Below are 11,680 nucleotides of genomic sequence, written 5' to 3'. Positions count from 1 at the left end.
AAAATGGAAACTCCCAAACTTGAGGTGGCGGACCTGAACATCGGCTTCGGGCATGGCATCTCACGTATTGAAGTCGTGAAACAGGTAGGGTTCCGCATTGCCCCGGGCGAAAGTTACGGGCTGATCGGTGAATCGGGCTGTGGTAAATCGACCATTCTGTCGGTCGTGGCCGGGTTGAACCCCCACTATGACGGCAGTTTGCTGTTCGAAGGCGATGACCTGCCGCGGCGCCGGATCAAGACGTTCTTTCGCAAGGTGCAGATGGTATTTCAGGATCCCTATGCATCGTTGCACCCGCGCAAGATGGTGCAGCAGGTTCTGGCCGAAACCCTGACGATCATGAAAATGGACCGCGCACAGGAACGGATCGATGCCATTTTGACGGATGTCGGGCTTGATTCCACCTTCCGGTTTCGGTTTCCCCACGAACTTTCCGGCGGCCAGCGTCAGCGCATCGCGATCGCACGGGCGCTGATCGTCGAACCCGAACTGATCCTTCTCGATGAACCCACCTCGGCGCTGGATGTGTCGGTACAGGCCGAAATTCTGAATCTGCTCAACCGGCTGCGGCGTGAACGGGGGTTGACCTATCTGATGGTCAGTCACGATATCGCGGTGATCGCCCATATGTGTGACCATCTGGCGATCATGAAAGGCGGGCGGATTCTGGAAAAGCTGACCCCGGCCCAACTGCGCAGCGGCGACGTGAAAGAAACCTATACGCGCGATTTTCTGGCGGCCTCTGCACCTGCGGTGGTTCGCTCGGACAAAGATTCAGGACAGAAATCCGCATGACAACCTTGCTTGAAAAAATTGCAACCCGTGCCGCGGGTACTGTTCCGGTAACCGCCGCCAACCGCCGTGCCGCAGAGCATGCCATCGCCGACACTCTGGCCTGTATGGTCGCGGGGCAGGGCGATATGGCCACCCTGGCCGTACGGCAGGCGACTGCGGCCCAGCACGGGGCGGGGTCTGCCCTTGTGGGGGGCGGAACGGCGGCCGCCGCAACAGCGGCGTTGGTGAACGGAACGGCGGCCCATGCTCTTGATTTCGATGATAATTTTGGCCCCGGGATGAGCCACGCCTCGGCGGTTCTGGTGCCTGCATTGCTGGCGCTGGGGCAATCCGCAAAGGCAAGCGGCGCGCAACTGGTTGACGCCTATCTCACCGGCCTTGAGGCACAGGCTCTGGTCGGCAGGGGGTTGCGCCGGAACATTACGTGGCGGGCTGGCACGGAACCTCGACCGTCGGGGCGATCGGCACCGCGGCTGGCTGTGCCGCGATTCTGGGCCATGACCGCGCAGGAATTGTGCAGGCGATGTCACTGGCAGTCAGCATGGCGTCGGGGATGAAAGGCCAGTTCGGCACCCCGGCCAAACCCTTTCACGCGGGCATGGCGGCGCGCAATGCGGTTGAGGCGGCTTTGCTGGCCGGGGCCGGGTTGTTCGGGCGCGAGGATATTCTGGAACGCGCGCAGGGGTTCGGCGATCTGATGAGCGGCGGACAGGAGCCCGACTGGACCCTGCCCGCATGCGACGTGCCCCATGCCATTGAAACCGATGGGTTGATACCCAAGATACACCCCTGCTGCGGATCGACCCACAATTCGGTCGATATGGTTCTGGCGCTGCGCCACCAGCATGGGTTTGCGCCTGCGGATGTGGCCGAAATCGTGCTGAGCGTGGGACGGGCGAATTACCGCAACCTGGCCTATCCCGAACCGACAACGCCGATGGAGGCGCGGTTCTCGATGCAATATTGCGTCGCACTGGCCCTGACGCAGGATATCCTGTCCCTGTCCGATTTCACCCCAGCTGCGGTCGAGCGGCCGCACCTGCGGGCGCTGTTTGACCGGATTTCAATGAAGATCATGCCGTTGGAACAGGAAACAGCCGTGAAACGCCCGCCCCATCATGCGCTGATCCGGCTTGCTGACGGGCGCGAGTTGAGCGCCGAGCTGGCCAATGCGCGCGGCAGCCTGCAAGACCCGCTGGACGAGGACACCCGCATCGCAAAACTGCGCGATTGTTTCGATTATGCGGGGGTGGCGCTGGATGCGCCGGGGCTGGCCTTGCTGAACGGGATCGACGCATTGCCTGATCTGTCGGGTCTGGCTGCGCTGGTCACGACCCCGGCACGGCAGCCGGCCCCGGTTGCTTAGGCCACGGACTTGCCGGTTGCGGCGATTTCTTCGCGTGCGGCGCTCCAGAGTCGTTCCAGTATCCGGCGCTGTGGGCCTTTCTTGCGATAGATCGCAATTTCGGTGTCGATGATCCAATCATCCTTGCCGGCCATCACAAGGCGCCCCGTGCGCAGGTCGTCGCGGGCAAGGGTTTCGGGAATCCAGACCATTCCTATTCCGACCTGGGCCAGCGAGTGCAGACTGACGCACATGGCATTGGAGGCGACGACATTCGTTGCCACCAGCCGCTCTTGCAAAAGAGGGGTCAGAACCTGTGCGAAAAAACTCTGCGTGCCATAGCTTAGATAACGCACCACATCGCCCCGGTCGAGATCATGCAGAGGGCGGCCCTGAGCATCCGGCGCGCTGACCGGCAACAGGCGTTCGGTCCCAAGGGTCAGACATTCCAGCTCATTCAGATCGAGCCCGGGTCTGACGGTGGAATGGACATAGGTGAGAAACAGATCGCTTTCCTCATTGCGGAACATGCGCACGGTGTCGCGATAGGCGGCATTGACCAGCATCGGAGCTTGGGTGATCTTGCCGCCGATCCGTGCCTCGAGCCGGTTAAGCCAATCGGGCAGAAACGTAAGCCGCAGCGTGTGTAACGCCAGAATGCCGATATGATCGTGCGAAACCTTGGACAGCCCGCGGATGTTCGAGCGCATATTGTGCATCTGTTCGACCAGATGGCTGGCCTGACGCATCATGACCCGCCCTTCGGCGGTCAGTTGCACCGGGTAACTGGACCGATCAACCAGTTGCGCCCCGGCCCAATGTTCAAGGTTGCGAATGCGTTTCGATAGAGTTGACTGGGTGATATTCTGAATCTCTGCCGCACGGGAAAAGTTTCGCACTTCGCTGAGACATACGAAATCTTCGAGAAGTTTAAGGACCATGGCAGCGTTCCAGTTCCGATGGGCATTGGGGTGCCCATCAGAATGTTATTCCGAAAAGCTGTCAAGGAAAGAGCGCCGGCAATCCGGCGGTCCGCCGCTTGTCAATCCTGCGCTGCAGCCAGTAACGCCTTGAGAAAATAGCCAAATTCGTGCTTTGTTATATGTCGGCCCTTTTGGTCGGTATCGACACGATGCACCACCACCATATCGAATTCTGGAATGACCATGCAGTAGTGCCCGCCCGCGCCCTGTGCCGCATATGATCCGGCGGGGGTGCGCACACCGGGGATGAACACGCCGTCACGTTCCAGCCACCAGCAATACCCATATGCACCGCGATGCCCGGCGTGGGAATAGGGCCGCACGTTTTCCTCGGCCCAGTCGTCAGGCAGCACCATCTGCCCCGACCAGCGCCCGTTCTGCAGGAAAAGCTGACCAAAACGCGCCAGATCGCGGCTGGACAGGCGCAGCGGATAGGCAGGATGACGCGACACGCCGAAATGCTCCAGCCATGCATCGGGCGTTTCGCCCTCAAGCGTGAAATCCTCCATCCCCAGGGGCGCGGCCAGACGGGCGGCAAAGGCATCGGCAACGCTTTGCCCGGTCAGTTGGGTGAATATTGTGCCAAGCGCGTTGAAATCCCAGTTGTTATAGCACCAGAATGTGCCGGGGGCGTGGCTGTGGCGTTTTTCTTTGATCAGCTGCATCCATTCGGTTTCATACCCGGCAGGGTGATAGATGCCCGAGCGTGCCATCAACAGATCATGCACCGTGGCGGCGCGTTCGACCTTGCTGAGCGGATCGTGATCGTCGATGCCAAGGCTGGCCATTGTCGCGCCAAGGTCGATGGTGCCCGCTGTAACATCTTCGCCGATCATCGTGGCCAGAATGCTTTTGCGGATCGAATGGCAGAGATATTTATGAGTGATATCGCCGTGGGTAAAGACAATGCGCCCGCCCTGAGCCACCAGAACGCAATCGCTGTTCTGTCCGGCAATCACCCGGCGCAGTTCTGCCACGCCTGCGGCCGACCAACCGGCGGATTCTGGGCTGTCGTGGGTGTCCCATGCGGTGCCCGGATTGCTGTCGATACCTGTTGTCACGGCGTGTCCTTTTTCCTGTTTCGCACCGGGCCCGCCCGAACGGCGGACCCGGCATTGTCGTGGTGAGACTTACTTGGAGGCCTTTCGGTAATACATGCGGAAGCCGTTCCAGGTCCAATTCTTGAGCGTCTCGCGCTTGGCGGCGGCGTTCATGGTCTGCATGATATAGGCCATAGGCCCGTTTTCCATCATGTCGCGCTGAAGCTGGTGATACAGGTCGGCGCGCTTTTTGGGGTCACGCTCGAACAGGGCCTCATCGACACGGGCGTTCATCTTTTCGTCGAAATAACCCGAACGCCAGGAAGGATACTGGGTCAGCTTCGCCTCGATATCGTTGTCGGGGTTCTGAACAAAGCGCGATGCCATCCCATGGGCATCAGGGATGTTGGTCTTGAACCCCAGCAAAGCCGCCTGAAAATCGCGGGCGCGGTTGCGCGCATACAATTGCGCATTGGCCATCCGTTCGATGTTCAGCTTGATCCCGGCCTTTGAGGCGGTTTCCTGTATCGATTGCGCGATCGGGTTGCCATAGGGGTGCGATCCGATGATCAGCGACGCCTCAAAGCCATCAGGATAACCTGCCTCGGCCAAAAGCGCCTTGGCCTTGTCCACGTCCACCGAGAAGGGTTGACCTTCCTTTTCGTCCAGGGCGCCAAAGGCGCCAAGCTGCACGAACGAGGCGCGCGGCACGCCCACACCCTGCATCACGGTATCGGCAAGACCCTGATAATCAATCAGGTAACGCATCGCCAGACGCACCTTGGGGTTGTCGAACGGTTCGGTGGTGTTGTTGAAGCCCATATAGAAAAGCGATGGTTTCAGGGCGCGGATCACATCGACCCCATCGACATCTTCCAGGGCGGTCAGATCTTCGGCGGTCAGGTTGAGCGCGATATCCACATCGCCCTTTTCCACCAAAAGACGCTGGGTGCCCGGCTCTGCCACATGGCGGAACAGCACGCGGGGCAGGTTCGCCGGTTCACCGTTGTAATTTTCATTGGCTTCGAGAAGCACGCTTTCGCTGGGGTTCCATTGGCGCAGCTGATAGGGGCCGACGCAGGCCGTCTTGTCCTGCAAATAGGCGTTGCCCAGATCGCCATCCACCTCGTTGGCCTCGATCACCTTGCGGTTCAGCATCAGCGCAACACGGTTGGCGGCGATATTTCCAAGGATCAGGTTGCTGGGGTACGGTTTGTCCAGCTTCAGCACCACGGTCTTGTCATCGGGGGCGGTGATCTGATCGTCGATACCTTCAGCAGTGAACCCATATTGGCTGAGCTGGGCCGAGTTGCCATAGCCCAGCTTCATCACACGCTGCATGGACCAGGCCAGATCACCCGCTGTGCCGGGGGTGCCATCGGGGAAAACGATATCATCGCGCAGATGGAAGGTGATGCTCAGACCATCTTCGGAGACATCCCAGCTTTCGGCCAGAGCCGGAACATAGCTGGATTCATCCTCGGGATCATAATTCACCAGGGCATCGCAGGCGCCCATGATGATTTCGTCCGTGACCACCTCGGCCACCTGTGCGGGATCGAAGCTGGAAATCGCGTCAATGTTATAGGCGATGACCAGCGCGCTGTCGGGGGTTGCCGCCTGTGCTGTCGTGCCGAGCAGGGCGCAAAGCACGCCAGTCATCAGCATAGGTTTCGCGTTCATGTTGAACCTCCTGTTGGTTGTTGAACGTTTTTTCAGAGTCGCCGCGCGAGAAAATCAGCGACTGTTTCGAAAACACGGGTGCGGTTCGCGCGCCGCGAAAACCCGTGGCCTTCGTGTTCGATGCGCAGATATTCCACCGGGTGATCGCGCCCGCGCAGGGCCGCGTGAACCTGTTCGCCCTGTTCGATCGGCACCCGCGGATCATCGGTTGCGTGAACGATCAAAAGGGGCGCAGACAGGCGGGCCATATGGGTCATCGGTGAAATGTCGCGCAACAGGGTGGCATCGGTTACCGGATCGCCGTATTCGGCGGCGCGCAGCACTTGCCGCCATGGCCCTGTCGTCATCATCATCGTGGTAAAGTTGGAAACGCCGTAAATATCGATGCCACAGCGCCATTTTTCGGGGGCCTGCGTCATGGCGGCCAGAACCATAAACCCGCCATAGCTTTGGCCGGCAACGGCGATGCGGGCATCATCGGTATCGGGGCGAGCGGCAATATGATCGCGCAGCGCCAACAGATCGTTGACCGCGTCCATGCGTTTTTCCCGGTCATCGGCGGCACAGAACCGGCGCCCATACCCGGATGATCCCCGCACATTCGGGGCCACAACCATGATACCCCGCTGAAGATAATACAGGATATCGGGGCGGAACTGGGCCTTCCACTGGGATTCCGGCCCGCCGTGAACCAGAAACAGCACGGGCCAGCCGACCTCGGGCGCGGTTCCGGGGGCGTATAGAGAAAATAGGGCACCGAAAGCCCGTCAAAACTGTCAAACCGCTGCACCTCGGGGGCGCATTGGGCGGGGTCAAGCGGACAGGGGCCCTGCAAATCAAACGCGGCAAACCCCGTTGTTTCGCTCCAGCCCCAGAGGCCCGCAGGGCGCGACGGCCCGGCAAACCCAAAGATCAGCCCGCGCCCCTCGTCGCAATAGGCCAGCGAGGTGATCATGCCCGCGCCGGGGGCGCCCAGATCGGCAACGGCGCCGTTGGCGATATCCAGAACCTCGATCCGGTCCAGCCCTTCGCGGTTGACCACACAGGCCAGACGATCGCGCGCTGGTGACAGGGCGATCCTTTCGATTCCCCACCCGGGCACCTCGTGCAGCGGGGTCAGGGTTTGCGCCACGAAATCGGCGCGGCACGGGCGCGGCAGGTCACTGCCCTGATCGCTCAGGACCACACCGCCCTGTCCGTCAGCATCAAGCTTTGCCGAGAGATACTGAACCGGGCCGTCATGGGGCAGGGCGGGGGTGGCCTGACCGCTGTCAGGATCAAGCCAGAGCAGATCCTGATCCAGCATCGAACGACAGGAGTCGCGGATCAAAAGCCGCCCGTCGCCCGCAAAGCTGAGCGGTTCGCAATAACCCTGGCCCTGCCAGACGCATTCCTGTTCCGTGCTGGCCAGATCCAGCAGGTAGATATCCATGATCCGCGCGTCGCGCTGATTGCTGGCAAAGGCGATGCGCGTCGCATCGGGCGCCCAGCATCCCCAGACATGCACCCGGCCCGGCGCATGGGTCAGGGGGCGGGGGGCGCCATTGGCATCGCTGTCCACATCGGGGATCAGCCATATCTGGTGCCGCTCGTCCATGCCGCAATCGGTGGTAAAGATCAGATCACGCCCCATTGGCGCAAAGGCCAGGCTGACCACACGTTCGGACAGGTCGGTGATCTGCCGTGGCGGACCAGCCGGACGACCGTTCTGCATCGGACAGACCCGGATCTGGTTCAACCCGCCTTCATTGGACAAATAGGCCAGCACCCCGCCATCGCAGGACAGCGATTCACCACTGGCCTCGGGCAGGGACATCAAGTCAGCCATGGATTGATCGAAAAGGGGTTCGTTGTGCATCAGGGGCTCCTGGTTTTGGCGTGATCAGGGGCACGTCACGGGAATTGAGCCCCATCCGCAGCCGGAGTTCCAATAATTGTTTGGAAACATTCAAGTCAGATTCGGCATAACCCGCCGCTCTGCGAGGCGGCGTGGCGGGCTTGCGCGCAGGCCAGACGCGTTTGGCGATGTTTCACCCGCAAGGCACAAGATCAGGCCAATGGGTTCCATGCCGCCTGTGCAGCCGCTTTTATTTCCTCGATCTGGCGCAGGCGGCCGGATTCGGTTTTGAAAAACATCTTAAAAGCCGGGCTCCAGTAATCCGTCACAAGCGGAACGCGCGCAATCGTATCACGGGCCACTTGAGAATCCGCAGGCGCCATGTTGAACGTCGCGTATCCAAACCCGTATTCCACCAGTTTCTGGACCATGACAGTCGAATCCACCGTAAAGCGGGTGTGTGGCCTGATGCCGTAGTGATCGAACAATCCGCTGTAATAGGCCCGCGCGCCGGGAAAATTCAGGGAAATATATGGCTCATCGGCAATATCATGAAGGGTCAGATGTTTGGCTGTGGCCAAGGGGTGTTTCCATGACAGGCCCACGTGTACCCGCGCCCGGCGTAACGTGATAAACGTCAGCGATGAATGCAGGAAATCATTGAAACCAAGGCCGACCAACAGCTTGCTTGTGCGCACCGCGTCCACCAGAGATTCAGAATCCATCTCGACGATCCGATAGGCGCTGGCGGTTTTGCGCCGTTCAAGTTCGGCAATCAGTTGCGGTATGCTGCCGGCGCTGGCATTGGCCAGAACGCCGATGGTGATTTCACGATTTTCGGCGCGGGCCACCCCAGCAGCGCTTCTTTCAAAGGCTTCATGGGCTTCGAACAGGGGTTAGGCATAGCCGACGAACCGCGTGCCTTCCTCTGTCAGGCGCATTCCCTTGGCAACAGAGCGGACAAACAACGCCGTACCCACCTTGGCTTCGGCTTTGCTCAATGCTTCGCGAATGCTGGATACCGAAATATCCAGTTTCTGCGAGGCGGCAATGATCGACCCTTCGGTGGCAACGGCAACGATATAGCGCAGTTGTTTATAGCTGAAACCGTTCATCATCGTTCTTTCATAGGCTGATACCGGGTTTGGCCGAAAATTTTACATAATGTATCTTACAGCGAATTAAAATGCACCCGGGGCACATTCTAAACTGGGTTGCGAAATTTCCCCTATCTTGCTGGAAAGCAAGGAGAATGAAAGATGGCGCATAGAGAGCTAAACCTGCGCGAACGGCGCACGATTGAAGATATGTTGAATGCGAAGATCCCTGTGCGAGAGATCGCGGCGGAGATCGGCAGGCATGTTTCGACGGTGTATCGAGATATCAAGCGCAATGGCTACACCGATGAGGAACTGCCGGAACTGAACGGATACTACGGCGTGGTTGCGCAGCGGACTGCGATCCAAAGACGTGTGCGACGGCGCAAGCTGGTGCGGCTTGTTGGCCTGCGCAAAGCCGTGATCAAGCAGCTCAAAGAAGGTTGGTCGCCGGAACAGATTGCGGGCCGACTGCAATTTGAAGGTCAAACCGTGCGTGTCAGCCACGAGACGATCTACGCCTATGTTTACGGTCCTGATGGCCAGTCCAGAGAACTTGCACGCTACCTGCCAAACCGACGTAAAAAACGGCGCCCGCACCATTCGCGTAGGCCCCGTGGCCTTGTATTCCCGCCGGATCGGTCAATCCATGAACGGCCTGATTACGTTGACCCCCGCCAGACTTTTGGCGAATGGGAGGGTGATTTGATGATCTTTGAACGCGCTCAAGGCAAGATGAACGTCGCCTCACTGGTCGAGCGCAAGACTCGCTTTGCCGTCCTGTTCCGCAACAACGACCGCAGCACAACACAGCTGATGAACCGACTCATGGGCGTGATGGAACCCCTGCCCCAACCGGCCCGCAAATCCATCACATTCGATCGTGGGATCGAGTTTAGGAACTGGCGCAAGCTGAAGCCAGGGATCGGAACAGAAGCTTGGTTCTGTGATCCACAGGCACCTTGGCAGAAGGGTTCGGTTGAAAATCTGAACAAGCGGGCAAGACGCTACTTACCACGGGATGCGCCTGTGGCCGCGCTCTCAAATCGAGATATGAAGTCGATTTGTGATCGCTTGAACGGCACGCCCAGAAAGTGTCTTGGCTGGCGCACACCAACGGAAGCCTTCAGGGAAGAACTGATGAAACTGAGATAGCGGAAACCGTCGCAACGACACTTGAGAATCCAAGGTGATACCCATTCCCTGCATAATTCCGACTATGATTTCAACGACAAGGCCATTCCCTATGGCTGTGCCTTCCATGCAGGGGTCGCGCTGTTTCAGGCCTGATGGCCTTGCCGCCATGACCGGCCAGGGTGCGCCCGGCTGGCCATGGCGGCGGACTTATGCGCGCATTTCCTCAAGCACGGTTGCCGCGCCTTTCAGCAGAACACCCAGATCGACGGCACCTGAAACAAAGGCATAACCCCAATCACGATACCGCCGGGCATCGGCGCTGTTTGTGGCCAGAATCCCGGCCGGGGTTCCCACGGCCTTTAGCCGTGCCACGGCGGATTTCAGGGCGTTCTGCACATCATCGTGGCCCGGGTTGCCAAGATGGCCAAAGCTGGCCGCCAGATCCGATGGACCGATGAAAACGCCATCCACCCCTGGCACCGCTGCGATGTCCTCAAGCCGGGACAGGGCATCGACGGTTTCGACCTGCACCAGAACCGCAATCTGCGCGTCGGCCTGTTCAAAATAATCCTTGGCCAGGCCAAACCGGCTGGCGCGGGTGCCCCCTGCCACACCGCGAATGCCATGGGGCGGATAGCGGGTCGCGGTGACGGCGGCTGCCGCTTCCTCGGGGGTTTGCACGAACGGGATCAGCAGGGTCTGCGCCCCGATGTCCAGCGCCCGTTTGATCAGAACCTTGTCGTTCCAGGCCGGACGCACCACAAGGTTGGACGCCCCCGCCGATGCCGCCTGCAACAGGGGTTGCACCTGTGCCAGATCGACAGGCGCATGTTCGGTGTCAAACAACAGCCAATCAAAACCCAAAAGGCCCAATGCCTCGGCGGCGACCGGGCTGGTCAGCGACATCCACAATCCGTCAAGCGGCTCACCTGCCAGCAGGCGGCGCTTGAACTCATTTACCGGGGCGCGCATCAGACGAACTGCACTGCAACAGAGCCAAGAGGCCCGAAATCGGCGTGCAGCGTATCGCCCTTTTCGGCCCAGACCGGGCGGGTGAAACTGCCCGACAGCATCATATGGCCCGGCTCAAGAACGGTGCCGAAGGGCGCCAGTTTATTGGCAAGCCAGGCGATGGCCATGGCCGGATGCCCCAGAACACCACAGGCAAGGCCGGTTTCCTCGATCTGGCTGTTGCGATAGAACGCCGCCCCGACCCAGCGCAGATCAACGTCTTCGGGCCTGACCGGACGCCCGCCAAGGACGATCCCGGCGGCGGCGCCATTATCGGCCACGGTATCGAAAATTCTGCGGGGTTCGGTGACGCGCGCATCAATGATTTCAATGGATGGCACCACCCATTCGGTGGCGCGCATCACGTCGATCAACCCGATATTCGGCCCCCTCAGCGGTTCTTTCAGAATGAACGTCAGTTCCGGTTCAACGCGCGGCACGCAGAAATCCTCAAACCGGACCTTGGCCCCGTCCTGCAACACCAGATCGTCAAACAGATAACCGTAATCCGGCTCATCGATCTTTGAGGCGGCCTGCATCGCCTTTGAGGTCAGGCCGATCTTGTGACCGACAATCTTGCGCCCCTCTTTTTCCCTGGCCGCGGCCACGGCGCTGGAAATGGCATAGCTGTCGGCGATTTCGATATCGGGAAACATTTCCGACGGGCGCCGCCCCTGAACCTTGGTTCGGTGGCTTTCCAGCAATCCGTCAACACAGGTTTGGCGGTCTTGGTCACTCAGCATGGGTCTTGT

General features: G+C 59.9%; 11 protein-coding genes and 1 pseudogene. 4 read left to right on the top strand and 8 right to left on the bottom strand.

Annotation, left to right across the window (positions count from 1 at the left end):
• Positions 1–3: 3 nt before the first annotated feature.
• The 3 genes and pseudogenes from AC0L7P_RS22450 to AC0L7P_RS22440 all read left to right on the top strand — a co-directional run bounded on the left by AC0L7P_RS22450 (position 4) and on the right by AC0L7P_RS22440 (position 2,161).
• Complete coding sequence (locus AC0L7P_RS22450) at positions 4–795, top strand: ABC transporter ATP-binding protein (RefSeq protein ID WP_473436343.1); 792 nt, start codon at positions 4–6, stop codon at positions 793–795.
• Positions 792–1,459: pseudogene (locus AC0L7P_RS22445) on the top strand (MmgE/PrpD family protein); the annotation flags it as partial. The gene AC0L7P_RS22450 and the pseudogene AC0L7P_RS22445, both read left to right, overlap by 4 nt.
• 33 nt (positions 1,460–1,492) lie before the next feature.
• Positions 1,493–2,161: an MmgE/PrpD family protein gene (locus AC0L7P_RS22440; RefSeq protein WP_473436384.1), complete on the top strand. Its 669-nt coding sequence runs from the start codon at positions 1,493–1,495 to the stop codon at positions 2,159–2,161.
• Here the strand turns inward: AC0L7P_RS22440 and AC0L7P_RS22435 are convergent.
• From AC0L7P_RS22435 to AC0L7P_RS22410, 6 genes are all read right to left on the bottom strand, one after another.
• On the bottom strand, positions 2,158–3,081 hold the full coding sequence (locus tag AC0L7P_RS22435) for a LysR family transcriptional regulator (protein ID WP_473436342.1): 924 nt from the start codon (positions 3,079–3,081) through the stop codon (positions 2,158–2,160). The two genes, AC0L7P_RS22440 and AC0L7P_RS22435, sit on opposite strands and share 4 nt — an antisense overlap.
• Positions 3,082–3,182: 101 nt before the next feature.
• Positions 3,183–4,184 carry a serine hydrolase domain-containing protein gene (locus tag AC0L7P_RS22430; protein WP_473436341.1) on the bottom strand — a complete coding sequence of 334 codons (1,002 nt, stop codon included), beginning with the start codon at positions 4,182–4,184 and terminating at the stop codon, positions 3,183–3,185.
• 69 nt (positions 4,185–4,253) lie between these two features.
• Positions 4,254–5,846, bottom strand: a complete 1,593-nt coding sequence (locus tag AC0L7P_RS22425) for an ABC transporter substrate-binding protein (RefSeq protein WP_473436340.1) — start codon at positions 5,844–5,846, stop codon at positions 4,254–4,256.
• A gap of 32 nt (positions 5,847–5,878) precedes the next feature.
• Complete coding sequence (locus tag AC0L7P_RS22420; RefSeq protein ID WP_473436339.1) at positions 5,879–6,550, bottom strand: alpha/beta hydrolase family protein; 672 nt, start codon at positions 6,548–6,550, stop codon at positions 5,879–5,881.
• Positions 6,551–7,895: 1,345 nt separating this feature from the next.
• Positions 7,896–8,534 carry a LysR substrate-binding domain-containing protein gene (locus AC0L7P_RS22415; RefSeq protein WP_473436338.1) on the bottom strand — a complete coding sequence of 213 codons (639 nt, stop codon included), beginning with the start codon at positions 8,532–8,534 and terminating at the stop codon, positions 7,896–7,898.
• A 45-nt stretch (positions 8,535–8,579) separates the two neighbouring features.
• Positions 8,580–8,801 (bottom strand): LysR family transcriptional regulator, encoded by a 222-nt coding sequence (locus AC0L7P_RS22410; RefSeq protein WP_473436337.1) that lies wholly within the window; start codon positions 8,799–8,801, stop codon positions 8,580–8,582.
• A gap of 141 nt (positions 8,802–8,942) precedes the next feature.
• Here AC0L7P_RS22410 and AC0L7P_RS22405 point away from each other — a divergent pair, with 141 nt between their 5' ends.
• On the top strand, positions 8,943–9,935 hold the full coding sequence (locus AC0L7P_RS22405; RefSeq protein WP_473436336.1) for an IS30 family transposase: 993 nt from the start codon (positions 8,943–8,945) through the stop codon (positions 9,933–9,935).
• Positions 9,936–10,124: 189 nt separating this feature from the next.
• Here the strand turns inward: AC0L7P_RS22405 and AC0L7P_RS22400 are convergent, their stop codons facing one another.
• Together AC0L7P_RS22400 and AC0L7P_RS22395 are read right to left on the bottom strand one after the other, a co-directional pair.
• Positions 10,125–10,889: an HpcH/HpaI aldolase family protein gene (locus AC0L7P_RS22400; RefSeq protein ID WP_473436335.1), complete on the bottom strand. Its 765-nt coding sequence runs from the start codon at positions 10,887–10,889 to the stop codon at positions 10,125–10,127.
• Positions 10,889–11,671: an FAA hydrolase family protein gene (locus tag AC0L7P_RS22395; RefSeq protein WP_473436334.1), complete on the bottom strand. Its 783-nt coding sequence runs from the start codon at positions 11,669–11,671 to the stop codon at positions 10,889–10,891. Before AC0L7P_RS22395 ends, AC0L7P_RS22400 begins: the two co-directional genes overlap by 1 nt.
• Positions 11,672–11,680 lie beyond the last annotated feature (9 nt).

It is taken from the genome of Oceaniglobus sp. K40-3, from assembly GCF_055808395.1.
The sequence above is the reverse complement of the archived record's forward strand: the minus strand, read 5'-3'. Positions and strand labels throughout refer to the sequence as shown.

Excerpts from the sequence above, each read along its gene's own strand:
- AC0L7P_RS22400 (WP_473436335.1), bottom strand. The coding sequence starts at position 10,889 with ATGCGCGCCCCGGTAAATGAGTTCAAGCGCCGCCTGCTGGCAGGTGAG.
- AC0L7P_RS22405 (WP_473436336.1), top strand. The coding sequence starts at position 8,943 with ATGGCGCATAGAGAGCTAAACCTGCGCGAACGGCGCACGATTGAAGAT.
- AC0L7P_RS22435 (WP_473436342.1), bottom strand. The coding sequence starts at position 3,081 with ATGGTCCTTAAACTTCTCGAAGATTTCGTATGTCTCAGCGAAGTGCGA.
- AC0L7P_RS22425 (WP_473436340.1), bottom strand. The coding sequence starts at position 5,846 with ATGAACGCGAAACCTATGCTGATGACTGGCGTGCTTTGCGCCCTGCTC.
- AC0L7P_RS22395 (WP_473436334.1), bottom strand. The coding sequence starts at position 11,671 with ATGCTGAGTGACCAAGACCGCCAAACCTGTGTTGACGGATTGCTGGAA.
- AC0L7P_RS22450 (WP_473436343.1), top strand. The coding sequence starts at position 4 with ATGGAAACTCCCAAACTTGAGGTGGCGGACCTGAACATCGGCTTCGGG.
- AC0L7P_RS22410 (WP_473436337.1), bottom strand. The coding sequence starts at position 8,801 with ATGATGAACGGTTTCAGCTATAAACAACTGCGCTATATCGTTGCCGTT.
- AC0L7P_RS22440 (WP_473436384.1), top strand. The coding sequence starts at position 1,493 with ATGAGCGGCGGACAGGAGCCCGACTGGACCCTGCCCGCATGCGACGTG.